This window comes from Paenibacillus sp. JJ1722 (assembly GCF_048282685.1).
Lineage (GTDB): Bacteria > Bacillota > Bacilli > Paenibacillales > Paenibacillaceae > Paenibacillus > Paenibacillus polymyxa_B.
In genome coordinates, this window is record NZ_CP182500.1 from 992,878 (window position 1) to 1,016,195 (window position 23,318).

Genomic DNA, 23,318 nt, shown 5'->3' on the forward strand with positions numbered 1-23,318 from the left:
CCTTAATTCGACTTCACTTCGCTGCCTTTCATATCCGCCGATCCGCTTAATTCAATATGACTGCCATTACAATCCATACGGAGCTGACTACCTGCGGATAGACTCATCGTCTTCCCCGCAGACAGGCTGAGATTGCCTCCCGCCGTAATATTCACCTGTTTGCTGCTCGCAATATGAATGCCTTCTTTATCGTCCAGTTTGATATAAATAGCGCCGTCCTTACCTGTAACGACCAGTTCATCCGGTCCCAGTCGAATTTCCTTGCCATGCGGGGTACGCCATATTTTCATTTGCGGATTGGAAAAATGGTTATGCGTACTCTTGCGATCTGCCCTTCTCACGGCACTACCTGCAACGCCGTCTTCTTCCCGACTACCGGGGAAATAGAGGGAAACTGAATCGCCTTTTTCTGGCATGACATACCAGCCGGTATGGCCACCGCCACTGTACACAGTAGAATAGTTGAACCAGTGTGCTTGGTTTGTGTCCTGTTGTTCATCACAATCCAGATGAATGCGCACCTGATCCTGACGTACGTCCAGCACAATACCGCTTAATGAGGCTCCTGCCAGCTTATCCTGGTAGTAGCTTTTTTGCCGAAATCCTTGGTAAGAACCCAACACATACTGATGCCGCAGCAGTCCCTGACTCATGGCGGTGTAGGCTTCCATCACATATAGGTTATGCCCCTGAAAATTCAACTGAGCGCCCAAGTCGAGTACCTCATCCGTTTCTACCTCATAAAAAATAAAATCGTGTTCACTCAGCTTGGTTTGCTCATTCTCCTGAAAATAACGAAAAGGAAGCAATTGCTTACGTACGGTATAACGGGTATGATCCAGTATCGCCTGTGCAGGGCTGTCCTCAATACCAAAATAAAATTTGGGACTGTCAAAACGGGCTACAGGCATCAGACTTGTATGATAACGTGAGGCTATGCGTCTTAAAAACGCCCAGTCTGTCTCCTGATACTGAATGGCAAGCCGTCCGATGGCTTCTCCTCCAGTAGCCCCGTCGATCACATCCAGTCCTTCATAGTCCTTACCTATGTGCTCCAGCATTTGAGGAATCGTCATTTTCGTATACTGAAAAGAACGAGTACGCTGCTTCATGTCCATCCGGTACGTATGGGAAATGGCTTCCACCTCCAGATAGTACACACCTCGCACGACTTTTACCTCGACCGAGAGGGCAATCCCACTAAATAGCGGCTTGCTTGCTCCAGATTCATCTTGTTGACTGACTTCAATGATGGTATTTTTTTCCGTCGTTTCTACGTAACTGTCTTGCAAGTCATCGGGGATAATACCTGTAAAATAAAGCCGAGTATGCTCGTTAATTTTTTTCGTTAAGGTAAGCTCCTCCAGATCAATTTGTTCATAAGGGTGAATTTGAATTTGATCGTATCCCAGACTCATGGTGTAGTCATTCCTTTCTCATTTGTAGAATAGATGGAGGGTGGAAGGACAGAAAGGGATTGAACCCAGTATTCTGCTACAGGTAACCATACTTCGAGATCTATCTCCAGACAGCTAAAGGAACCTATGACAACTCGTCCATTGTGGATGAAGAGCAGCATTTCGTTGTATAGATTACCGTCGATCCCCGCCGCCACAAAACGAATCTGCCCAACTGAAAGTCCAGAACAGTTGGTGACCATTTCGGTACCTAACCAGTTGCGAATCGGTTGTACAGACCGTAAAATATCCGCCATTTGCTCTACAAAATCAGGCAGTTCTTCCGCTTCCAGAGCGGTATCTGTAGGATTAAAAGTGATATTGATGGTCTCCTCAGATGAGGTATAAATGACCTTTGGTCGATGCTCTGAAGGATATTTGATTATAGCTTGCTCCATTGGCATAGGAGTGAAGGACTTGGGGATGTAGAAACCAATCTCTCCGTGTAGTATTGTAATGGGCTCCAACGTGAGATAATCAATTTCAACATGAAGTAGCTTTGTTTCTTCAAACATGGAACCGTCCAGTTCCGATTTCTGGGTTTGAGCTGGGATGGATTTCACATTATCGTTATTAGCTGTCTTCTGATCCACCATTTTAGCTTTGAGGCTAAGTATATGCTCGTCTAGATAGTTCATAGAAAGCCCCCTTTTAGAAAAATACACGTTTGTACTTGAATATGTAAAGATGGGAGGAGATATTTAAGTACAGAACCAACATATGTATTTATCGGTTAAAAGAGAGATTTAGTTTACAAAATGAACCATTCGTTGGGGGGACATTGTTCGATTTTAGATTCTATTTCATTCCATAACGCCTTTTTGCCGTAATAATTCGGTTGTAGTACTCCAAAGTAGGCATTGCATCTTGATATCCCCACCAGGATATGCCGGCACAATCAGCTTACCAGTACCAACATTAAAATACCCGCCTGTCACTTCTTGATATTGGGATTCTGTTGCTAAACGAATAATAATTTCTGCTCCTCTCCGTGGGTCTCCGATATGCAAAGCGTTCAATATTTTTGCAAGTACCGAAGAAAATCCTAACTCACGGCCAAGGCCAGTAACGTTAAATCCTGGATTAAGTGCGTTAACTGTGATCCCAGTTCCATCCAACTGACGTCCAAGTTCTTCTGTAAACATGATATTAAGAAGTTTAGTCTTTCCGTATATCTTAGATGAACCTCTTGCGGTAAATGCAGATGTATCTATTAAATCCTCCGGTAATTTTAATTCACCATGGTTGCGTGACGCTTCAGAAGCTACATTGACGATCCTAGCATTTGTGGATTCCATTAGTGAATTGAGTAGTGTATGCGTTAACAGCCACGGGGCAAGATAGTTTACGGCTATCATTTCTGCCAAACCCTCTGAGGTTATTCGCTGTTCAAATCCATGTAATCCAGCATTGTTCACTAATACATCAATCTTTGGATAATTAGCTTTAATTTCATCCCCAATACGTTTGACATCTTTCATAAGAGACAGGTCCCCGAAAAAAAAGTCTACCTTTGTACTTGGCGCCAAGTCTCTCAGAATATTTCTAGTCGTTTCAGCACGCTTTTCATTTCTGGCTGTTAAGACTAGATGTGCTCCGCGTTGGGCTAATTCAATTGCTACCCATTGTCCAAGACCGTTAGTAGCACCAGTGATTACAATAATCGGGTATGTCGACATATAAATCATCCTCCAAATTCTCGATCTAATTACATTCTTATTCATGTCCACGCTTTACGGTTGTGGATGCTTTATACTGTAGATCTTCTGCTTGACACTTACCAAAGTTGAAAATATGATTGACATATATCAAGTATATGTATTTTGATTGATATATGTCAAATATATTCATACTAATTTAAATAAGGTGGAGACATATGGATAATAAAACTCAACATCCAAATTCTACAAGAGAGCAATTAGAACTGAATCTTGGTGAACAACTTAATGCACTTATAAGCGCGTCACATGCACTCAATGTAAAAACTGCGGCACTTTTCGATCCATCATTACAACCTGCGGCTTTTCTGATCGTACGCTGTCTCCTTTCGTACGGTCCGGCAAGCGCTACATTTTTGGCAGAATCCACCGCTATGGATCGAAGCTCTGTCAGCCGTCTTGTTACTCAGCTTAAGCAATTGGAATATGTAAAAAGTGAAACTCACCCTGAGGATCGCCGGGGGGTGTTGATATCCCTGACAGCTAATGGTCGTGGAAAAGCCTTGGAAGCTTTAAAAGAAAAAGAAAATGAGTTTTATCAACGTATTTCAACATGGGAGGATTCCAAACTTGAAGCATTTATTGGGATGCTGAATTGTTTTAACGGTCAAGATTGTGAGGATTAATGAGTTTAGACATAAAGCATCGTATGATGAAAATAGGGGGTATTTCAAAAGTGAAAGAAAAAAATGTTAGGGAAATTAGGGTATCTGATTATCATGACATTTATTTGTTGAACCAAGATTTTAACCCCAATCTATATCTATTTCCTGAAGAAAAAGTAAAAGAGAAGATTGAATTGATTACAAAGGAATCAAAAGATATGATCTTTGTTTATGAAGAAAATAACGAGGTCTTAGGATATATTCATGGAAGCCCATATGAATTACTTTTTTCTGAATCTTTGGTAAATGTACTAGGATTTGTTGTTAAAGAAAAGTATAGAAATCAAGGTGTAGGTAGCATGTTGATTGAGCGTCTTGAACAGTGGGGAAAGTCCCATGGATTTTCTGGGATCAAACTATTATCTCACCCAAGTCGGATACAGGCTCACAGATTCTATGAACGACGTGGCTATATGTTTACCAAGGATCAGAAAAATTTTATAAAAAATCTCAAATAAATACATATTCATTCATCATTGAATAAGTGGGTTCAAAAGCCTGATCTTTAGCTAGGCTTTGAACCCTTCAATTTTATAGATGAGATCCGCCACTTGCATCAATCCATTGACCAGTTATATCTTCATCTCAGATTTCAAATAGACTTAATATCGTGATATTTATCATTGAAGAAATATGTTTGTTTAGCACTCTAATGCATTACATTAAATTGACCATTGTTCAGAAAATATGAATAGCCTTCCTTTCCATTTCATGCATAAAAATGTCTGCTAATTAGCAGTTGTATTTAGGCGTTTTTTGTCATACAATGCATCTAATGCTACGGACTCGGTCTTAGAAACAGTAAGGTTTGGACGGTAAATAGGACGTGGTTTTCTGGTGTATTTACGAATCGTGGAACTACTTTGTTGTCGTTCACTCACGACCACGTCAGTCTGAAAAGTTAATAATGTTTGGGGACAGTTTTCCGGATCATTAGCGTTTGATGATGAACATATACGAAGGGGAGCGTTCTTTTGGAATCGAAACAATTAACGAGAGGGCTAAAGCCACGGCATGTTGAGTTGATTGCGCTTGGAGGCACGATTGGCGTCGGTTTGTTTATGGGATCGGCAAGTACGATAAAATGGGCAGGTCCCTCAGTGCTGCTGGCTTATCTCTTAGCTGGGATTATTATGTTTTTTGTCATGCGGATCATGGGGGAAATGCTGATTCTTGAACCGGTGACAGGCTCATTCGCTACATTTGCTCATAAATATATCAGCCCTTTAGCCGGTTTCTTGACCGCCTGGAGCTATTGGTTTTTATGGGTTACCGTAGGGATGGCGGAAGTTACTGCGATTGGGGTATATGTGGGCTACTGGTTTCCAGATATCCCGCAATGGTTGCCGGCTTTGGCAGGTGTAATTATTATTGCATTGGCCAATTTGGCGGCTGTGAAATTTTATGGGGAATTTGAGTTTTGGTTTGCGATGATTAAAATTGTCGCCATTATCTTCATGTTAGTAGTTGGTACGGGGATGATCTTCTTTGGACTCGGTAACGGTGGACAACCGATAGGTCTATCCAATCTGTACAGCCATGGCGGCTTCTTTGCAGGTGGTTTGAAAGGGTTTCTGTTTGCACTCTGTATTGTAACAGCGGCTTACCAAGGGATAGAAATGGTGGGTATTACGGCAGGTGAAGCTGAAAATCCAAAAACGACACTGCGAAAAGCCATTAAAAACATCATCTGGCGTATTCTGATTTTCTACGTGGGTGCAATCTTTGTCATTGTTACGATTTATCCTTGGAACCAAATAGGCGAGATCGGTAGTCCATTTGTTCTGACTTTTGCCAAGGTAGGAATTGTGGCTGCTGCGGGTATCATTAACTTTGTTGTACTTACAGCTGCGATGTCTGGTTGTAACAGTGGTATTTACAGTGCGGGAAGAATGTTATACACGTTGGCTAAGAACGGACAAGCTCCCAAGTTTTTCGGGAAAGTTTCTCCAAGCGGCGTCCCTAGAAATAGTATAATAACGACCATTTCCTTGCTGCTGGTAGGGGTGTTATTTAACTATTTAATGCCTGATTCCAAACTGTTTCTGTATATTTACAGCGCCAGTGTTCTTCCAGGCATGGTACCGTGGTTTGCATTAGCCATCAGTCAATTTAAATTCAGGAAAAAGTGGAAAGACGAAATGAAGGATCACACCTTTAAATCTCGTTTTTTTCCGATCAGTAATTACATTACCATTATCTTTTTGTTGCTTGTGATCGTTGGAATGTGGTTTAATCCAGACACACGCTTGTCGTTGATTGTCGGGGCATCATTCATGGCGATCGTCATTGTTGGATATTTTGTCTTTGGCATAGGAAAGCGGCAGAGAATTGAAGAATTAGAGGAAAACTAAAAGATTGCTAAATACGTAACATTTGCCGAGCGCAATTCAGATGATCCTGAGTTCGCTCGGCTTTTCTTTTACATGACGAGGGAGGAGCTATGGAAGGGTTGTTACTGAGGTATAGAACCGTGTGGTTATCCTGTTCGCACTACAAGTGTAAATATAGAGACAAAAAAAGTGAGAAGGGAAACTGAGAAGTTGATAATTGCAATACTCTTACGGTTAGCCTTAAACTCTGTAATTCCAGAAAATAAAAATATAAACCCTAGAAAAAATTGCGAGACTTTGTATAAGTCCTTGTAGGTATCTGGATATACGAGGGATAGTAAGGACGAGATCATAACAACTACAGCAAATATTAAAGTGAGGATTCGGTAAATATCCATTTTCTTAAACATAGATAAGTTCCCCCTTCCTATTTATTCCTAATGTATTATATTCTAAGGGTAGAATCTTTGAATTACAAATAAATACAAAAAAGAGGAAATGGACAATAGGATGGTACACAGAATAAAGTGAAGGTGTCCCAAGTAATACTTTGGGGACACCTTCAAAATTAAAATCACTTGTACAACTTATGATTTACATAGCTTACATTGTGCTAATGTCAATCACGAATCTATACTTCACATCAGAAGCCAACACTCGTTTGTAGGCTTCGTCAATCTGGTCGGCCGATATCACTTCAATTTTAGGAACAATATTGTGTTTTGCACAAAAATCCAACATTTCCTGTGTCTCACGGATGCCTCCTATCATTGAACCAGCAAATGAACGGCGATGTCCGATAAGGGACATCACATTTAGTGACAACGGCTCCCCAGGGGCACCGACATTCACCAAAGTTCCATCTAGATTGAGTAGTGCAAAATAAGCATCCATATCGATGGCAGCACTTACCGTGTTAATAATCAAATCAAAGTGCCCAGCAAGCTTTTCAAATGTTTCTGGTTCGCTTGTAGCATAATAGTGATCCGCACCAAATTGCAAGCCATCATCCTTTTTCTTTAATGTTTGTGATAGAACGGTTACCTCAGCACCCATAGCATGTGCAATCTTGATAGCCATATGGCCAAGGCCTCCCATTCCCACAACGGCCACTTTCTTATCTGGACCAGCACCCCAGCGGTTCAACGGTGAATAAGTCGTAATACCTGCACAAAGTAATGGAGCAGCCACGTCTAGCTCAATGTTATCTGGAATTTTCACTACAAAATCCTCAGTTACGACAATGTGGGTAGAATATCCGCCTTGTGTAGGCTCGCCGTATTTGTCAACACCAGCATAGGTAGGGACATTTCCTTTAAGGCAGTATTGTTCCTCTCCTTTACGACAGTTCTCACATTCTCCACAGGAATCGACCATACAGCCAACCCCTACCCGGTCACCAACTCTGTACTTTGTAACCTTAGATCCTACCTCCGTGACAATCCCTGCAATTTCATGTCCAGGTACGAGAGGGTAGTTCACTGGTCCCCATTCACCGTGAGCAGTGTGGATGTCAGAATGGCATATTCCGGCATATTTAATTTCAATCAGAACATCGTATGAATCAAGATCCCGTCGTTTAATTTCAGCCGATCGAAACGGTTTGTCTGGGCCATCGACAGCTCGTGCTTTAGCAGTTATCATAAATAGCCTCCTATTATTTGTATTTTTCTAGAGAATGCAGTTATATCGGTATAAATTGAAAACTAGCTGAAGTCGGTTGAAGTTGCCCTTCATTCATTTCCATTTATACTTTTTCTCTTGCAAATCAATGTTAATCCTTATAGTTAACTCTAAGTCAAGCGCAAGTTTATATTCCTTTTGGGAATTTCTGCTCGTACAGGTTCAGGTTCATTACATCTATTAATAAAGCCTCTATCCAGTAATGTTGTTTTCTTGCTAATTATATTTCGTTAGATAGCATCTGATTCTACTTTTCCTATAAGGGGACTTTGACATTCTACAAATAACTTGATAGAATCCCCCTTATATCATAGAGTTAACTCGAAGTCTACGTCATTAAGAATAGGAGATACATGATGAAGACATATTCTATCAGCGAAGTCGCAAAAGAATTGAATCTTACAGCATACGCTTTGCGTTACTACGACAAGGAGGGACTTATGCCTTTTGTAGAACGGACATCTAGCGGAACAAGATTATTTAAAGAATCCGATATCGACGCTTTAAAAATAATTGAATGTCTAAAATCCACCGGGATGCCGATCAAAGAAATTAAAAATTTCATTGATTGGTGTTCTGGTGGGGATTCCACACTACAACAAAGATATGACATGTTTATGGAACGAAAAGCTACTGTAGAAGCACAAATGGAAGAACTTAAAAAAACAATGGAAGTTATTGAACATAAATGCTCATATTACAAAACTGCATTGGAAGCCGGAACGGAAAATATTCATAAAAACAATAAAATAGGGAGTCTCATTACTAACTAATAGAAAAGCACCTGTAATTCATCCATTTCTATATGAATTACAGGTGCTTTCGTTTGTAATATTCGATTTACACAACCTACTGATTTAAAACAGCACGATCTGCTTTAGAAAACTAGGAACCAACTATAATGTAACTTGAACAGGCAGGAGTAGTACCGAGGATCAAGTATTCCGAAAGTCAACGGGCAATTTGCCCATTATATAGGTTGAGAGCCACGACTTTAGTTCAGAAAACAACGAATTACTATAGAATCATCGAAGATAATCAGGAGTATGGTCCAGTATTCCCTCATTTTTATTTTTGATAAGATTAATTCCATATTATTGAAGGCTACAATCAGACCGCGAAGGTATAAAGAATGATACATAAGGAAATGAGGAAGATACTGAATGAAGGCAAAAGCGTATATTATTTTGTTGACTGCTGTAATAAGTTTAACTGCTATGCTGACCGCATGCGGTGACTCCAAAAAGCAAATTGAAGGTGAATCTACGACTGGAGCAGCAACGACTACGACTACACAGAATACCAAGGCGGACAATGCGGAACAGGCTGGTGTGGATGGTATTGTGAGCAATACTACAGACCAAGCTGCAAAAAGTAATGGGAAGACGTACTCAGATGTGGCTAAAGAAGCAACGAAACCCGAGCAGCCAGCAGGACAAATAGGGTTAAATACGACGCAGGAGCAGCTTCTTACCTTTGCGGATCGTTATGGACTGGTACGAGTACCGGATCATCCGATTCGGCGGGTTTCCGATCCAACCGGGAAACATGTAAACATTGCAAATTACAGTGATTCTGTCGTGAATTTATATACAGAAGAACCCATCCACCTGAATACAGATGAATTTATTCATGAAGCTTATAATTTTTTTACAGAGGGAGTTGCTCCAGGTGAGTCCTACAAGAAGTGGGAGGAAACCTCTAATACAGAAAGAGGACTCGTCAAAATGCTTTATTTGTCACGCGAGGGACTTCATATTTTAGAAGAAGCGATGAGGACGCATGATTATTCTAGTCCATCGGTCCAAAATACGCTGGGATTTTTTAAGGTTGCCTCGAAATTTGAGTCTATGATGCCTGTTGCCCAGACACCTACAGACATCAGCTTGTACGATATGTACGATCAACGCGTTAAGCCCGAGTGGAAGAAACTAAGTGACATTAAAAACCCTGCCGCGAATGAAAAAGCCTTCGCTGCGGCCTATCAAAAAGCAAGGGATGAGACCAATAATCTTATGGGGCTATTAAACATTATGGTGTCTACAGAAATGGAAAAACGTCTCAAAGCAGCAACCGATCAGCAGAATACAGGGAAATAGCTTATTCAATGCATGTTTTAACTTGATACCAATACGTATAAATTTCCGAAAATCCTAGCTTGGAATAAAGCCGTTATAGACCCCAGTATTCTCTCTCCATAATGCCTTTATTATGTTCTGCTACCCATCCATCATAAAGTAAAGTGGACAGGGGCTGCCAGTTGTTCAAGGAAATTTTGTAGCTCATAGGTGACAAAAATCATCCACACTTTTTTCTAATATTTAACTGTTAATAGAACTGTTGAAAAGCTATAATGCTAATAATGATTTGAGTGTACTTTGAGAAAGAGGTTGAGGGTATGGTGTTGAAAAAATGGCCATTATTATTGATGATAGGTATTCTCATGGTGGCATCTGTGAGCTGGAACAGTGGAGTATCTTATGCAGCTACAGAATATACTTGGGATAAGTACAAGGGCACTGAGGTCAAGACATATAGATTGACTGCGGTACCTGGAAGAGTCGAATATATGGATCAGGAAAGGTTTTTTGCAGCTTTAAGTCAAACCCCAAATGTGTATGGAGATTTCAGTGGCTATAAAACAGGGAAAACAACTGGAGTTGTAACCGAGAGTATAACGGATGATGTGTACAAATTTACAGTTACTGATTTTCTTCGCGATCAAGAGCCTGAGGTTGTAGAGTATATCAATCCCAGAGGTGGAATTCCTCATAGATGGAATGGAACTAGTGATATTCAAATTTTTATGAGAGGGTCAGAAGCGGCTTCTTTGTCTGAGCTGTTTTATGAGGGGACACCCAGTGAAGGACGCTTTCAATTTAATGCTAACGATATATATTTAGTTACATTCTGGTCCAGTACCGTAAGACTTATCAGTGGGATGTCTGCTGAGGCGCTAATAGAGGAAGGTCCTCACACGTTTAAGAATCAGGAGCTTGTAGGTCAAGTAACCAGCGAAGATCCTGCAGCTTATCCGCAAGATGGGATTTCAGAAGGTTATTATTATGTTTTTAAGAGTGCTGGCAACAAAGAATCAACAGCTGATGGAGATAGCCAATAAAAACAAAAGAAGAGATAACATTGTGTATGGTGCTTTATACATGATGTTATCTTTTTTATTGTGATGCTCGCATTAGAAAATTTAGTAATGAAAAAATGCTGGAAATTTAATTCCCAATGAAAACCATTTTAAAAGATCGGGATATATGCCTTTAAAATAATGACAATTTTACGGATGGAACCGTAATCTATAACTACTTTTTTTGCTGTCTTTATTCAATCCTAGGGATATTATTCCGATAATTCAAGTATATACAGTTTGGTGTTAATTGAAATGAAATCCGTTTGAAAACAAAAGAGATAATTTTCAGAGTTGAAACAGAAGTGCAGGTGGAAGTAACCTGATGCTATATCGTAAAGGAGGTGCAAGGATCCAAATAATATGAAATCTGAAAAAAAGTTAAAACAAATTAGGCAGTACATCGCTGCTTTACTGGCTGTTTGGTTGTTCTGTATACATACTGTGCCTGTTTTTGCAGACAGGGTCTTTAACGATATCGAACATTCCTACGCAGCTGATGCAATTGAAGCCATGGCTGCTCAAGGGTATGTTACGGGTTATCAGGATGGTAGTTTTCGACCTGTGCATTTTATTTCGAGGCAGGAATGGGCGAGCATTTTCGTTAAAACCTTAAAACGAACTTCGGTTAACAAAAGCGTTGCTTCTTTTAGTGATGTGTCACCGTGGGCTCTACCCTATGTACAGACCTTGCAAGCAGAGAACATTACCAAAGGAGTTAGTGATCAGTTATTCGGTGCAAAGCATAATATGACCCGTCAGGATATGGCGGTGTGGTATGCCAGGTATTTCGGCGTTTCTGAAGATACCCGCGCTTCCGATAGATCCAGTTTTGTGGATCAGGCTGATATATCAGACTATGCACAAACGAGCGTATGGCTGATGGAACGGTTGGAGCTGATCGAGGGGGATACGAATCATTATTTTCATCCCAAAGAGTCTGTGAGACGGCAGGATGCTACACTGGTAGCATATCGGATATGGCTAGGCGGTGACGGTCTGAGAGAACGTGCTAAGCGTTTGCAGGAGTCATTAGGAAATGGAACTGCAATGACGAATCAGCCAGCCAGTCCAACGGAATCGAGGAAGATCGTGGTCGACCTGGCGCCGGAAATCAGTCACCAGCGTGCGAATCCGGAGATCGAAGAGCCTAAAAGCCATAGTCCAAGACCCGATCCACCGGTATCTCCGGTAACACCAACAGAGCCGAAGCCGGAACCGCCAATTATACGACCAGAACCTAGTCCCAAACCACCGGTGATACCACCACTGACACCGCCAGTGATACCACCAATCATACCGCCAGTGACTCCGTCAGAACCACCGGATCATTCGTCGGATTTCGTGGTGGATGAGGTAGTAATCAAGGCGCCCGAGTTGGTCAATCAACCGGAAACGTATCCTTCGTATCAGCTGTCCTTTGATCTCTACAATAAAGGGCACTTGGTAAGCATTCCCGCTGTTAGCGTCACAAGTGTCACCTACACATTTAGTGATACATTAGGTGTATTTGATGAACATGGGAAAATTGCGCATTCCGAAAATATACCTGCTGCTGATGGTTATATTCCTGTAGAGATGGAAGTCACCATTGCTAAACCTTATCGGGTACTTAAAGCACAGACCAAGCTGATCGTGAAAGGGAAGACTCCTCCGGTAGAGGACCCGAGTGTAATCAGGTCCGTATACTTGGCGACGTACACCATTTCACAGGCCACTACTCTAGACCCTACAGCCTGGAGCATGCCCTATGTATTTCAAAATGCAAAGGGAGAGGTCATACCGTCCGGTCTATTGCCGTCAGACTTGAAGCTTCGTATAGAGGATTCCAGAGGGATATTTGACGAGGATGGACATATTGCCAACCTGCATCTGATTCCTGCATTGAACTCTGTCATTCCATTCAAGATTGAGGTTGAATCACCCTCTCAGGGAATTCACTTCATATCCGATGCCGAGTTAACTGTAGTACCAGGAGCACGCAAAAAGCAATATTTTGCTATCTCCATGATGCTACAGGGAAAAGATGCGGGCAGTACGACCACGGTAGAGCAAATTGAGCAGTCGCGTCAATTGCTGATGGATCACTTTGGTACCAACTTAAAAGTGACGTGGGCCATGGAAAATAGATTTATTTTTGTGGAATCAAATCGTCCGCAGCTTAAAAAGGTTTTGGAATACGTGGATCAGTATGGCGATGAAGTCGGGATTTTGGATGGGTATCCGAATAATCTGTTTGATCTTCCTGAATGGGAAGCACAGATGAACGAGTGGTTGTATATGTATCGTTATAATGCCCTCAATGAGCTGCACCAATCTGGTTCGTTGGGATCACCTTCGGTGTTTGAAAGTATGGATACAGACCAATATCGGAAGTATCTGCCTAAATCATTGACCGGCTTTACGGTGAATCCTGAGCAGGCCCAATGGCTTAAGGATCATTTTAAGATTACCTCAGCGATGGGATGGTCGGCTACACAGTATAATGTGAACAACATGTATGGTGAGGGTTCACCTTTGATGCCTTACTGGTCCCATAAGGATAATCCGATTGTTCCGGCACAGGGGCTTACAAATAATAGCGGTATCGTATTTATGAACTCGATTACGATTGATCCCATCGGGTCGCGCTATACCAAAGATTCTTCACGCTGGACTCTCCATCCAGGTGATCCATATGTGACGGAAACGGATGCGGCACCACAACTGTATATAGCACAGCAATATTTAGATAACCCGTATCAACGTTTGAATACAGTAAACTACATGTCCATTATTTTGGATGTCAACTGGCTTGCCAAAAACCATAACATGTCTCAAATATGGGAAAACTTTGTGAAGCACTTCCCTGTTGACCGTGAGGTTGAGATTGTGGGCGTGGACGGGCTGAAACAGATTTATGAATCGATAGCTGGATTGAGTAATGATCATACGGAGTTTTCACTCATGTTTAGAGGCTCAGGTTTTAAGGCAGTTATGGACTCCAATAATTCACCAGCCAATCTGCGTTACTTGTGGACTGAAAACGCCTCACAGCGGATTATTTTATCCAAGGAGGATGGAGATGCGGCATGGTCCATTATTGACTTTACTGACTATACCCGAAATCCGATTCCGAAGATGGCCTACAATCTGGGTAAGAACACAGATGTAAGCTATGTCACTGGAAGGAACTTTAAGCTGCATCCTACAGCTCCGTTAACAGCAGATGAAATTCAGCGCGTAAAGGATCGTTTAAAGGAAATCTATTTCGCGGAAGAAGTAACTTATAAGTAAGGGTTTGGAATGACAGAATTTTTAAGACTTGAGGTTTTATGAAAAGGGGGTGTCCCAACAGCCATGGAGATGGTTATGGGACGCCCCTTTGTTTTAGAAAAAAGGTTTTACACCCATTCAATAACCTGATCTACAGATCGCCGAGTTTTGCCACGCGGTTCGTTGAGACGGTATCCAAATGCCACCATACAAGAAATACCGAAATGCTCGGCATCCATAATGCCTTCCTCGGAGAGGATGCGTTCGATTTCCTGTTTATTAAAACCTTCGATAGGGCAGGAATCAATGCCGATTTGAGCTGCGGCAGTCATCATGTTGCCCAGTGCGATGTAGGTTTGTCGGCAGCCCCACTCGAACAAGGCTCTTTTATTTTCCTCCAGCCCAAAATCTGACTTTAGAAAGGCATCATACACTTTCTCTCTGCCTTGAATCACTTCAGCTGGTAATTGCTGCACGTTCTCCATCATACTCTTGATATAATCGGATGAGGCTACCATATCTTCAGGAAGTCTAGAGAGGATGAGTACAAAATGGCTGGCTGTTGGCAGTTGTTTTTGGGCCCCCCAAGAGTAAGGCAGCAGCTTCTCACGCATAGCGTTACTCTGAACGACAACAAATTTCCAGGGTTCAAAGCCAAACGAACTCGGGGATAAACGGCCTGTTTCAAGAATAAAGTCGAAGTCAGAATCGCTAATTTTCTTATGGCTATCAAATTCCTTCGTTGCATGTCTGAACTCGTATGCAGATAAGATTTGATCTTTAGTAGTAGTTAAGGTTTCCATCGTTATTCCACTCCTTATGGATGTGATTAAAATTGACGCTTACCAAGTAACATGCTTAATATTAGAATATACATGATCGTTTTTGAAGTACGCACATTAATGTGCTGTAGTATATAAAATGATACCAAGGAGGAGAAAAGCCTATGCGCAATCGGAAAGGCGGCTTTGGGGAATGTACCGCTGGAAATGATCAGGCGTGTCCTGTTGAGTACACGCTGGACGTGATTGGGGGCAAATGGAAAGGGATTATTTTATATCATCTCATGTATGGGACTAAGCGATTTAGTGATTTTCGGCGGATCTGTCCGGGAATTACCCAGCGTATGCTGACACTCCAATTGCGCGAGCTGGAAGAGGACGGAGTCGTTCACCGTGAAGTCTACCAACAGGTTCCTCCCAAGGTCGAATACTCTCTAACTGAATTTGGAAAAACGCTGATCCCGATTATTAACCTGATGAAGGATTGGGGAGAAGAATATAAAACAAAACAGCGATCACCAGAAAGCAGCCTTCAGCAACCTAGCCCCAATGTGTAGGTTTTGAGACGGCTCCACAAAGAAGACCTGGCCATCATTTTGGCAGGTCTTTTCATTTTTAAAGTGAAATGATGCAAAGTTCGTTTTTCAGTTGACAGTAAGGACGACGCTTGATATATTTCTTACGATATTGATAATCATTATCATGTGTATCGGGAAGATCATCTTCACAATATATAGGGGGCTAATCAGTTGAAAAGAAAATCGTGTTTTATGATGACAGCTATGTTACTTGTATTGTCTGTATTCATCAGCGCTTGCGGCGGAAATAATAATGGAAGTAATCCGGCTTCATCTTCAGGAGATAAGCAAGAGTCGGCTACTACTGGAGAGACTAGAAGCTTTAAAACGGTTAAAGGGGATATTCAAATTCCTGCGAAGCCACAGCGCATTGTAACGGATTTTTACGGTGGAGAATTGCTGTCCGTGGGTGCTAACGTGGTGGGTGTGGAGCCAACTGCGTTTCAAAATCCTTTTCTGACCGATTTGCTGAAGGAAAAAGGAACCAAAGAGGTGGGTGATCCGACCAATTTGGAAAAGACGCTGGAACTCAAACCCGATCTGATCGTGGTTATGAAGGATACGAATTATGAGGCTTTGTCTAAAATCGCACCTACCCTGTATATTCCGTACGGTACGACGACTAATATCTATGATACGGTCAAGCTGTTCGGCGATATCACCGGGGAAAAGGAGAAGGCTGAGCAATTTATTGCTGCATTTGATAAAAAGGCCGCTGAAGGTCGTGCACGTCTTAAAGGTGTGATTGACGAAAAGGCAACTTTCGGTCTGTATGAGCTGACGGACAAGCACGCACTTTGGATCTTTGGCGACAATGCGGGGCGCGGCGGACAAGCTGTGTACAATGCGCTCAAACTGAATATGCCAAAGAAAACAGCTAACTCCAAGGAACAAACGGTGCAGCTTTCGATGGAGGTATTGCCACAGTATGACGCAGATTATATGTTCCTGACTACGTATGACCCGGAGAAAAAGGGTGACGCGCTCAAGCAACTGAAATCGTCCGCTGTGTGGGGGAATCTTCCTGCGGTGAAGAACAATAGAGTGTTCTTTAACGATTTTGATACGTATTATCGCTATGATCCAATCGCTATTACTGGACAAATTGATATGATCGTAGATATGCTGGTCGAAAGAGAAAAAGAGAATAAAGTTAAACAATAGGTGTGAGATTCTGCGTTGTGACGAATTGTCCAAAACAGATGGGAAGTCGCATAATACACGCAGTATATAGCATAAAAAACCAGTCCAACATGAATCATGTTTGGACTGGTTTTTATTTACTATTTCGTTGTAATTTCAATAGTATCTTCTTTTTGTATCCAATCAGTTATTTTTTTGAAGAAATGTTTTAGAACAGGTTAAACACGGTTATGAGCAGACTAATTCGCTATTCGACTGCGTACCATCAACAAGGTTTGTTCTTTGATTTGTCCGATTTCACGGATGAGTGCGGCTGTCTTGGTTTCATAGGAGTATTTGACATCCAAGTCTTTCAGCGAAGCAAGGTTAATGTCGACGGTAAGCAGGGCAGATTGAGCTGCTGCTTCGAACAGGATCGCGCCGATGCCAAGATCTGAAATCACATTTTTATTGGACATTTCCACAATGTTGTAGGCTTGCGACAATCCGTCCCGGCATACTTCCAGCAGGCGCATGGGTACCTCAATGGCAGCGATCACCGCTGTCTGTAGGGAATGGGTACGATAGCGCTTTTCTTCGTCTGTTTCCTTGGGCAAGCGCAGCGCGGTCATGTACTGTTCAAAGGATTGGATGTCTGCGACCATTAGTTCCTCACAATGTGTAGACAATCTTCCCATGCTGCTAATGACGTCCGTGATTTTTTCATGGATGTGCGCATATTTTTCTCCTTGTGAAAGGTTGGCGGTCATGGAGGTCATAGCCGCGCCTAGTGCCGCAGCTAGTGCGGATACACTTCCTCCGCCGGGGGTAGGCGCTGCACTTGCAGCCTCTTTCAGAAAATGTCCGATGGAATTGTTCCAAGACAGTTCACTCATGAATAGACCACCTCTCTGGAGTAGTGTTGCAGATGTATCGCTTTGAGCAGATTTTTGTACAAAATCGCAGTCGTTAAGGTGCCAACACCGCCGGGAACCGGAGAAATGGCATGTACCTTTTCACCCACGTTTGAAGCAGCGTCACCCACGATTTTTCCTTCCAGTGTCTCGTTAATTCCTGCATCCACGAGAATCAGACCGGGATGGACCATATCCTGCGTAATCACATCAGGGCATCCGACTGCGACGAAGGCAATGTCTGCATGGCTCAGATGCTCTGCAATATCACGCGTACCTGCATGACAGGCGGTAACGGTGGCATTTTCTCTTTGCAACATGTGGAAAAGGGGAAGTCCCACTGTCTGCCCGATGCCCACGAGCGTGACATTTTTGCCTGCCAAGGTGTGACCGTAATGCTTGAGCAGCTCGATACAGGCTTGAGGTGTTGCGGGATATAGTCCGGCGTCACCTGTTACGGTAGCCAGCTTGTTATCAGGTGTTATTCCATCAATATCCTTGTAGGGGGCGATGGATTGTTTAATAACGGAGGCAGAAAGATGTTGGGGAAGCGGCAGTTCCAGCATAATGCCATGTACATGGGATGCATCGTTCAGACTGCCGATCAGGTGCAGTAGCTCGGCTTCGCTAACATGACGGTCAAAAGTATGGAGATGAAATGAGATTCCCAGCTTCTCCGCTATTTTTTGCTTGGTCCGTGCATAGTATGCAGATGCCGGATCGCCTTCTACCAATAGGGTCGCCAGATGGGGACGGTGTCCTTGCTGCTTCATTTTTTCTACCTGTGAACGGATCGTTGCATATACTTGCTCAGCTGCTTCTTTGGATTTCATGATTATAGCCATAGTCCGTGCCTCCTCTGAATTTATCGCATGATTTATCAACAGGGTGTCATGGTCTTAAAACGAAAAAAAGTATTTGCACAAGGTCGTCAAGACAGACGAATCCTCTGCAAATACTTCTCCCAGGCGAACGGTACGCTTTTTTTGTATGCTCCCTCGTGGTTCATTCCACTGACTTCGCCAGTCACATACAGCGTTATTATGTCTTATATTTTAACAAATAATCATCAGAAAAGAAACCCGCGAACATTTGGAAAACGGGTTGTGTTACTTGTCTATATGACAAATGTCATATACCCGAGCTGACGTTTATGACTACAGCGCCTAGAGGCTTTACCTTATACTGAGATTAGATCAACATGTACGCCTAACAGGATCAAGGTATAGGCGTCATTTTAAAGGAGGATCATAATGAGTATGACACAACTCCCATTAGCCCAATTGAAAAAAAATATGGCTCCCTACGAGAAAATAAACACAAAATCCAGCGTTCTGCAACTCATCAATACCTTGGGTCCACTGATCCTATTGTGGTATGCTGCTTATCTTAGTCTGTCGGTTTCGTACTGGCTGACACTTCCAATTGCCATTGTTGCATCGGGGTTTGTGGTACGGACATTTATTATTTTTCATGATTGTGGTCATCAATCCTTCTTCAAAAGCCGCAAGCTGAACGACATTGTGGGAACGATTACAGGTATTATTACGCTCTGCCCTTATCACCAATGGAAAAATAGTCACGCAATCCACCATGCAACCAGCAGTAATCTGGATAAAAGAGGCACAGGTGACATGTGGGTGCTTACGGTAGAAGAGTACACAGAGGCTTCCACATGGACACGGCTGGCCTATCGCATATATCGAAATCCTTGGGTTATGTTTGGACTAGGTCCGATCTATACTTTTTTGATTTCCTATCGGTTTAATATCAAGACAGCCAAACGCAAGGAAAAAATGAACACCTATGTGACGAATATATCCATCGTTGCCTTGTATGCACTGTTGTCATGGGCTATTGGATGGCAGGCCTTCCTTCTCGTACAGGCACCTATCTTTTTTGTATCTGGTATGTTGGGAATCTGGCTGTTCTATGTACAACACCAATTTGAGGATTCGTATTTTGAGCACGATGAAGAGTGGAGCTATATTAATGCGGCCGTAGAAGGCAGTTCTTACTACAAGCTTCCTAAAGTATTGCAATGGATTACGGGCAATATCGGATTTCATCACGTTCATCACTTGAGCCCAAAAGTGCCAAATTATAATTTGGAAAAAGCACATGAAGCGACACCGTTACTTCAAAAGGCGACCACGATCACAGTAAGTAGCAGTCTGCAATCTTTGAAGTTCCGACTTTGGGATGAAAATACGAAAACCTTTTTGACCTTTAAACAAGTGAGGCCGCTCCTCAGCAAACGTGTTGCAGTTACGAAACCCATCCCTACACCTGTTGTAAGCACAGAAAGAAAATAACTTTGTACAAAACTTTTCTGAAGAGATGTTGAAAAATTGCAGTTTACTTTGAGAAATCTAAAGGGATAACATCCTTTTAGATTTTTTTGTTTATATTGAAAATGCAGTACTTTCATTCTTTGTTTTAGCAAGCGCTATTGACAAATCGATTGTCAACCTTTACATTCTATATATCGAAACGATATATATCGATTATATATAAATTAGCTACATGTAAACAGAGATAAGTTCCCTTTGATTTCAGAAGGATAATTCACTATGCCAGGAAAGAAGGAATAGATTTTATGTTGATTTATGTAATACTTGGGTTCCTCTGCGAAAAGGATATGACAGGATATGAAATCAAGCAGAAGATGACGATAAGCACTTCCAACTTTATTGATGCCAGCTTCGGAAGCATATATCCTATGCTGAAAAAAATGGAAAAGGGGGAGCTTATCAAGTATGAAGAAGTGGTAGAGGAAGGCAGATTCAAAAAATCATATGGTATTACGGAAAAAGGGAAGAGTGAATTTATAGAATGGTTAAAAACACCATGTACTTTTTCCCCTTTTAATTATGAGTATTTGAGTAAGCTTTTCTTCTATAAATATCTTGACGACATTGAGGTTGTTCGTTTGATTGCCAGCTTTCAAACTACTGTCGCCTGTGAATATAACAAGCTTGCCTTGATAGAAGAGAAGCACGTTCATGAGATGGGTGTATATGAGCACGCGACGTTGATGTTTGGCAAAGAATATTTTCAAATGATTATGAATTGGCACGATGAACTCACAAGAAAAATTACAGGAAAGAAGGATAATGAAGATGAGAATGACAAAGAAATTTAAATTGCAGATTGCAGCTAAAAATGTGGATTTATACAAATGGGTAACTGAGATGACTCCAGCTGAATATGAATCATTTTCAAAAGCTCACAAGGCAATGGGCAGTTATTTTGAAGATGGTGAATTCTATATGGTTAATGTGGAAAATATGGGGAATGAGATGATTGTTCAGCACTATCAATTAAAAGAGCACACAAAGGATCATTTGCGTTTCTACTCTGACAAGACAGAAGCATATATATGGCGATGGATACCCGCCATCGTTGGAGTTCCATGGGAAATGAAGATCACGCCTGTTGATAACAACTCTTGCGAATTTAGTTGTACGATTGGAGCGGACTTTCCATCTCGGCTACTGGCTTTTGCAGCATGGATAAATGGTTTTGGTGGATTCTTTATGAGAAAACATTTAGCCGATGAGGGCGGAAAATTTGCTAAAGATATAGAAAAGAAATTTAATAACGTTAGGTATGTATAATTCATGAACGAGCTGATCAGAAATATAGACCAGTCCCATTTCAAAGCACGATCTGGTGCAGTGGGTGGAGTGTACAGCGAATGGCTTAAGTTTGAGATCAGTTCCCGCAAAATGGACGGCTTCTAATCAAAGTGTTCATTTGCGTTTCACAGGAAAGGCTTTACCTTTGGTGCTTTCGAGCAGACGAAACAGTGGTATGATAAGATAAGGGATATAAGTCATGTGAAGTAGAAGAGGGTGGCAGAATGCAAAAGTGGTATCAGATTTTCCAAAGAAATACAGGGCTTAGTCCTTATGTGTGGGTCGTCTTTTATATCCTGCCCTTTTACTACTTTAGCTCTTCATCTACAAGTCATATTATTCTGGGTACTGCTATTATTTTGGTATTCTTTGCATGTTATGTACTGGCTTTTGTCTCAAAAGGCTGGCTCATATACTTTTGGACCAGTGTACAGATTGCCATATCGATTACCATGACACTGCTGTTTAGCTATATGTATTTTTCCATATTTATCGCCTATCTGATCGGTAATATTAAAAGTAAGGCTGCATTTACGACGCTGTATATCATTTTAATGGTTATTACGATTGGATTGATCAATTACGGTTTTGTATCTCAGAATCCCGTTTTTATTAAACAGATTCCTTTTATCCTGCTCAATCTGATCGGTGTGATTCTCCTTCCGATTACGAATTTTAATCGCAACAAAAGCGATCGGCTCCAAGTCCAATTAGAGGATGCCAATAAGAAAATATCGGAATTGATTAAGCTGGAGGAACGGCAAAGAATTGCGCGTGACCTGCACGATACCTTAGGTCAGAAGCTGTCACTCATCGGGCTGAAGAGCGATTTGGCGGGCAAACTGATGGATCAGTACCCGGAGCGTGCTCATGCTGAAATTAACGATGTTCGTCTCACGGCGAGAAGCGCGTTAAAAGAGGTGCGGGAAATGGTTACTCAAATGCGAGGTATGCGACTAGAGGATGAGCTGTTACGTATTCGGCAGATCTTAAAGGCTGCTCACATTGAATTGACCTTGGAGGGCGACCCGAAGCTGGAGCATACATCATTAATGAATGAAAATGTACTTAGTATGTGTATGAAGGAAGCAGTGACAAATGTGGTTAAGCACAGTGGAGCCACCGCTTGCTCCATCACTATTGAGCCGTCTCGTAAGGAACTAACTCTTCGGATTCAGGATAATGGAGTCGGTGCTACGAGAGAAAATGGAACCCTTCGTGGAAATGGCCTGCAAGGTATGAAGGAAAGGCTCGAATTCGTGAACGGATGTATGGAGCTGCGCTCAGATCAGGGAACGACCTTGGTCATTAAAGTGCCCAATATCCCTGAAAAGCCGAATGAGGAGGTGGGGCCATGATTCGAATTGTTATTGCAGAAGACCAGCGTATGCTGCTGGGTGCTCTAGCCTCCCTGCTAGACTTGGAAGAGGACATGAAAGTAGTCGGAAAAGCAAGCAACGGGGAAGAAGCTATAGAACTGGTGAAGCTGCACCAGCCGGATATATGCATTATGGACATCGAAATGCCGATTAAGAGCGGATTGGATGCGGCTGAGGAACTCAAAGCCTTGAACTGCAAGGTACTGATTTTAACTACGTTTGCTCGCCCCGGGTATTTTGAACGAGCGATCAAGGCGGGGACACACGGTTATCTGCTCAAGGACAGTCCCAGTGAAGAGCTGGCTTCCTCCATTCGAAGTATTATGGCAGGTCGACGTATTTACGCTCCAGAACTGGTCGATGATGCTTATGCCGAAGTCAACCCGCTAACAGAGCGTGAAAAGACCGTTTTGGCGCTTATTGCTGACGGAAAGAATACAAAAGAGATTGCTGGTGAACTGTATTTAACGACAGGGACGGTGCGCAATTATATTTCAGTCATTCTCGATAAGCTGGGTGTCAGTAACCGGATCGAGGCGATTACACGTTTTAATGAAAAAGGTTGGTTTAAGTGAGAAACAGGGACGCTATGAAGCAAAATGTAGCGCTCTGTTTTTTTTGTTTTATCCATAGATTTGGTATGCCTTTAGCG

23 protein-coding genes and 1 riboswitch are annotated in these 23,318 nt (G+C 42.1%); of the genes, 15 read left to right on the forward strand and 8 right to left on the reverse strand.

Annotated elements, in window-relative coordinates:
• Positions 1–2 precede the first annotated feature (2 nt).
• The 3 genes from ACM1ND_RS04580 to ACM1ND_RS04590 all read right to left on the reverse strand — a co-directional run bounded on the left by ACM1ND_RS04580 (position 3) and on the right by ACM1ND_RS04590 (position 3,136).
• Positions 3–1,418: a phage baseplate assembly protein V gene (locus ACM1ND_RS04580; RefSeq protein WP_075153772.1), complete on the reverse strand. Its 1,416-nt coding sequence runs from the start codon at positions 1,416–1,418 to the stop codon at positions 3–5.
• Positions 1,415–2,095 carry a hypothetical protein gene (locus ACM1ND_RS04585; protein ID WP_418027108.1) on the reverse strand — a complete coding sequence of 227 codons (681 nt, stop codon included), beginning with the start codon at positions 2,093–2,095 and terminating at the stop codon, positions 1,415–1,417. Before ACM1ND_RS04585 ends, ACM1ND_RS04580 begins: the two co-directional genes overlap by 4 nt.
• 165 nt (positions 2,096–2,260) lie before the next feature.
• Entirely contained in the window at positions 2,261–3,136 is an 876-nt protein-coding gene (locus ACM1ND_RS04590) for an SDR family NAD(P)-dependent oxidoreductase (RefSeq protein ID WP_254349074.1), read from the reverse strand.
• 197 nt (positions 3,137–3,333) lie between these two features.
• On the opposite strand from ACM1ND_RS04590, the gene ACM1ND_RS04595 reads away from it, so the two are divergent.
• From ACM1ND_RS04595 to ACM1ND_RS04605, 3 genes are all read left to right on the forward strand, one after another.
• Positions 3,334–3,801 (forward strand): MarR family winged helix-turn-helix transcriptional regulator, encoded by a 468-nt coding sequence (locus ACM1ND_RS04595; RefSeq protein ID WP_075153775.1) that lies wholly within the window; start codon positions 3,334–3,336, stop codon positions 3,799–3,801.
• 50 nt (positions 3,802–3,851) lie between these two features.
• On the forward strand, positions 3,852–4,298 hold the full coding sequence (locus ACM1ND_RS04600) for a GNAT family N-acetyltransferase (protein WP_028542025.1): 447 nt from the start codon (positions 3,852–3,854) through the stop codon (positions 4,296–4,298).
• 516 nt (positions 4,299–4,814) lie between these two features.
• Positions 4,815–6,194 (forward strand): amino acid permease, encoded by a 1,380-nt coding sequence (locus ACM1ND_RS04605; RefSeq protein ID WP_053324682.1) that lies wholly within the window; start codon positions 4,815–4,817, stop codon positions 6,192–6,194.
• A gap of 125 nt (positions 6,195–6,319) precedes the next feature.
• Here ACM1ND_RS04605 and ACM1ND_RS04610 read toward each other — a convergent pair whose 3' ends face one another.
• Together ACM1ND_RS04610 and ACM1ND_RS04615 are read right to left on the reverse strand one after the other, a co-directional pair.
• Positions 6,320–6,583 carry a DUF3953 domain-containing protein gene (locus tag ACM1ND_RS04610; protein ID WP_075153776.1) on the reverse strand — a complete coding sequence of 88 codons (264 nt, stop codon included), beginning with the start codon at positions 6,581–6,583 and terminating at the stop codon, positions 6,320–6,322.
• A 193-nt stretch (positions 6,584–6,776) separates the two neighbouring features.
• Positions 6,777–7,817, reverse strand: a complete 1,041-nt coding sequence (locus tag ACM1ND_RS04615) for an NAD(P)-dependent alcohol dehydrogenase (RefSeq protein ID WP_023987116.1) — start codon at positions 7,815–7,817, stop codon at positions 6,777–6,779.
• Positions 7,818–8,212: 395 nt separating this feature from the next.
• Here ACM1ND_RS04615 and ACM1ND_RS04620 point away from each other — a divergent pair, with 395 nt between their 5' ends.
• The 4 genes from ACM1ND_RS04620 to ACM1ND_RS04635 all read left to right on the forward strand — a co-directional run bounded on the left by ACM1ND_RS04620 (position 8,213) and on the right by ACM1ND_RS04635 (position 14,271).
• Positions 8,213–8,629: a MerR family transcriptional regulator gene (locus ACM1ND_RS04620; protein ID WP_023987117.1), complete on the forward strand. Its 417-nt coding sequence runs from the start codon at positions 8,213–8,215 to the stop codon at positions 8,627–8,629.
• A 390-nt stretch (positions 8,630–9,019) separates the two neighbouring features.
• Positions 9,020–9,955 (forward strand): hypothetical protein, encoded by a 936-nt coding sequence (locus tag ACM1ND_RS04625; protein WP_254349075.1) that lies wholly within the window; start codon positions 9,020–9,022, stop codon positions 9,953–9,955.
• Positions 9,956–10,254: 299 nt separating this feature from the next.
• Positions 10,255–10,977, forward strand: a complete 723-nt coding sequence (locus tag ACM1ND_RS04630) for a hypothetical protein (RefSeq protein ID WP_254349076.1) — start codon at positions 10,255–10,257, stop codon at positions 10,975–10,977.
• A 381-nt stretch (positions 10,978–11,358) separates the two neighbouring features.
• The gene (locus tag ACM1ND_RS04635) at positions 11,359–14,271 is read left to right on the forward strand and encodes an S-layer homology domain-containing protein (protein ID WP_418027109.1); all 2,913 of its coding nucleotides are present in this window, start codon (positions 11,359–11,361) and stop codon (positions 14,269–14,271) included.
• A 107-nt stretch (positions 14,272–14,378) separates the two neighbouring features.
• On the opposite strand, the gene ACM1ND_RS04640 is transcribed toward ACM1ND_RS04635, so the two are convergent.
• Complete coding sequence (locus ACM1ND_RS04640; protein WP_023987121.1) at positions 14,379–15,053, reverse strand: NAD(P)H-dependent oxidoreductase; 675 nt, start codon at positions 15,051–15,053, stop codon at positions 14,379–14,381.
• A 143-nt stretch (positions 15,054–15,196) separates the two neighbouring features.
• Between ACM1ND_RS04640 and ACM1ND_RS04645 the strand changes: the two genes are divergently transcribed.
• Positions 15,197–15,589, forward strand: coding sequence for a winged helix-turn-helix transcriptional regulator (locus ACM1ND_RS04645; protein ID WP_023987122.1), 393 nt, complete (start codon positions 15,197–15,199; stop codon positions 15,587–15,589).
• Between the two features lie 192 nt (positions 15,590–15,781).
• A complete protein-coding gene (locus tag ACM1ND_RS04650; protein ID WP_418027110.1) occupies positions 15,782–16,774 on the forward strand; it encodes an ABC transporter substrate-binding protein in 993 nt (330 codons plus the stop codon).
• A gap of 218 nt (positions 16,775–16,992) precedes the next feature.
• On the opposite strand, the gene ACM1ND_RS04655 is transcribed toward ACM1ND_RS04650, so the two are convergent.
• Positions 16,993–17,628, reverse strand: coding sequence for a cyclodeaminase/cyclohydrolase family protein (locus tag ACM1ND_RS04655; RefSeq protein ID WP_075153780.1), 636 nt, complete (start codon positions 17,626–17,628; stop codon positions 16,993–16,995).
• Positions 17,625–18,491, reverse strand: coding sequence for a bifunctional 5,10-methylenetetrahydrofolate dehydrogenase/5,10-methenyltetrahydrofolate cyclohydrolase (locus ACM1ND_RS04660; protein ID WP_023987125.1), 867 nt, complete (start codon positions 18,489–18,491; stop codon positions 17,625–17,627). The genes ACM1ND_RS04655 and ACM1ND_RS04660 overlap by 4 nt, the downstream gene beginning before the upstream one ends.
• Positions 18,492–18,601: 110 nt before the next feature.
• Positions 18,602–18,686, reverse strand: a riboswitch (ZMP/ZTP riboswitch).
• Between the two features lie 213 nt (positions 18,687–18,899).
• On the opposite strand from ACM1ND_RS04660, the gene ACM1ND_RS04665 reads away from it, so the two are divergent.
• The 6 genes from ACM1ND_RS04665 (at position 18,900) to ACM1ND_RS04690 (ending at position 23,241) form a co-directional block, all read left to right on the forward strand.
• Positions 18,900–19,961, forward strand: coding sequence for a fatty acid desaturase (locus ACM1ND_RS04665; RefSeq protein ID WP_023987126.1), 1,062 nt, complete (start codon positions 18,900–18,902; stop codon positions 19,959–19,961).
• 284 nt (positions 19,962–20,245) lie between these two features.
• Complete coding sequence (locus tag ACM1ND_RS04670) at positions 20,246–20,791, forward strand: PadR family transcriptional regulator (protein WP_068938576.1); 546 nt, start codon at positions 20,246–20,248, stop codon at positions 20,789–20,791.
• Positions 20,769–21,266 carry a hypothetical protein gene (locus ACM1ND_RS04675; protein ID WP_028542035.1) on the forward strand — a complete coding sequence of 166 codons (498 nt, stop codon included), beginning with the start codon at positions 20,769–20,771 and terminating at the stop codon, positions 21,264–21,266. The genes ACM1ND_RS04670 and ACM1ND_RS04675 overlap by 23 nt, the downstream gene beginning before the upstream one ends.
• A gap of 3 nt (positions 21,267–21,269) precedes the next feature.
• Positions 21,270–21,392 (forward strand): hypothetical protein, encoded by a 123-nt coding sequence (locus ACM1ND_RS04680; protein ID WP_256026584.1) that lies wholly within the window; start codon positions 21,270–21,272, stop codon positions 21,390–21,392.
• Between the two features lie 119 nt (positions 21,393–21,511).
• Positions 21,512–22,645 (forward strand): sensor histidine kinase, encoded by a 1,134-nt coding sequence (locus ACM1ND_RS04685; RefSeq protein ID WP_023987129.1) that lies wholly within the window; start codon positions 21,512–21,514, stop codon positions 22,643–22,645.
• On the forward strand, positions 22,642–23,241 hold the full coding sequence (locus ACM1ND_RS04690; protein ID WP_013308918.1) for a response regulator transcription factor: 600 nt from the start codon (positions 22,642–22,644) through the stop codon (positions 23,239–23,241). The genes ACM1ND_RS04685 and ACM1ND_RS04690 overlap by 4 nt, the downstream gene beginning before the upstream one ends.
• Positions 23,242–23,318: the final 77 nt, after the last annotated feature.

Excerpts from the sequence above, each read along its gene's own strand:
- ACM1ND_RS04580 (WP_075153772.1), bottom strand. The coding sequence starts at position 1,418 with ATGAGTCTGGGATACGATCAAATTCAAATTCACCCTTATGAACAAATT.
- ACM1ND_RS04620 (WP_023987117.1), top strand. The coding sequence starts at position 8,213 with ATGAAGACATATTCTATCAGCGAAGTCGCAAAAGAATTGAATCTTACA.
- ACM1ND_RS04660 (WP_023987125.1), bottom strand. The coding sequence starts at position 18,491 with ATGGCTATAATCATGAAATCCAAAGAAGCAGCTGAGCAAGTATATGCA.
- ACM1ND_RS04590 (WP_254349074.1), bottom strand. The coding sequence starts at position 3,136 with ATGTCGACATACCCGATTATTGTAATCACTGGTGCTACTAACGGTCTT.
- ACM1ND_RS04630 (WP_254349076.1), top strand. The coding sequence starts at position 10,255 with ATGGTGTTGAAAAAATGGCCATTATTATTGATGATAGGTATTCTCATG.
- ACM1ND_RS04690 (WP_013308918.1), top strand. The coding sequence starts at position 22,642 with ATGATTCGAATTGTTATTGCAGAAGACCAGCGTATGCTGCTGGGTGCT.
- ACM1ND_RS04635 (WP_418027109.1), top strand. The coding sequence starts at position 11,359 with ATGAAATCTGAAAAAAAGTTAAAACAAATTAGGCAGTACATCGCTGCT.
- ACM1ND_RS04615 (WP_023987116.1), bottom strand. The coding sequence starts at position 7,817 with ATGATAACTGCTAAAGCACGAGCTGTCGATGGCCCAGACAAACCGTTT.
- ACM1ND_RS04680 (WP_256026584.1), top strand. The coding sequence starts at position 21,270 with ATGAACGAGCTGATCAGAAATATAGACCAGTCCCATTTCAAAGCACGA.
- ACM1ND_RS04675 (WP_028542035.1), top strand. The coding sequence starts at position 20,769 with ATGAGAATGACAAAGAAATTTAAATTGCAGATTGCAGCTAAAAATGTG.
- ACM1ND_RS04585 (WP_418027108.1), bottom strand. The coding sequence starts at position 2,095 with ATGAACTATCTAGACGAGCATATACTTAGCCTCAAAGCTAAAATGGTG.
- ACM1ND_RS04625 (WP_254349075.1), top strand. The coding sequence starts at position 9,020 with ATGAAGGCAAAAGCGTATATTATTTTGTTGACTGCTGTAATAAGTTTA.
- ACM1ND_RS04595 (WP_075153775.1), top strand. The coding sequence starts at position 3,334 with ATGGATAATAAAACTCAACATCCAAATTCTACAAGAGAGCAATTAGAA.
- ACM1ND_RS04610 (WP_075153776.1), bottom strand. The coding sequence starts at position 6,583 with ATGTTTAAGAAAATGGATATTTACCGAATCCTCACTTTAATATTTGCT.
- ACM1ND_RS04685 (WP_023987129.1), top strand. The coding sequence starts at position 21,512 with ATGCAAAAGTGGTATCAGATTTTCCAAAGAAATACAGGGCTTAGTCCT.
- ACM1ND_RS04645 (WP_023987122.1), top strand. The coding sequence starts at position 15,197 with ATGCGCAATCGGAAAGGCGGCTTTGGGGAATGTACCGCTGGAAATGAT.
- ACM1ND_RS04655 (WP_075153780.1), bottom strand. The coding sequence starts at position 17,628 with ATGAGTGAACTGTCTTGGAACAATTCCATCGGACATTTTCTGAAAGAG.
- ACM1ND_RS04665 (WP_023987126.1), top strand. The coding sequence starts at position 18,900 with ATGAGTATGACACAACTCCCATTAGCCCAATTGAAAAAAAATATGGCT.
- ACM1ND_RS04670 (WP_068938576.1), top strand. The coding sequence starts at position 20,246 with ATGTTGATTTATGTAATACTTGGGTTCCTCTGCGAAAAGGATATGACA.
- ACM1ND_RS04640 (WP_023987121.1), bottom strand. The coding sequence starts at position 15,053 with ATGGAAACCTTAACTACTACTAAAGATCAAATCTTATCTGCATACGAG.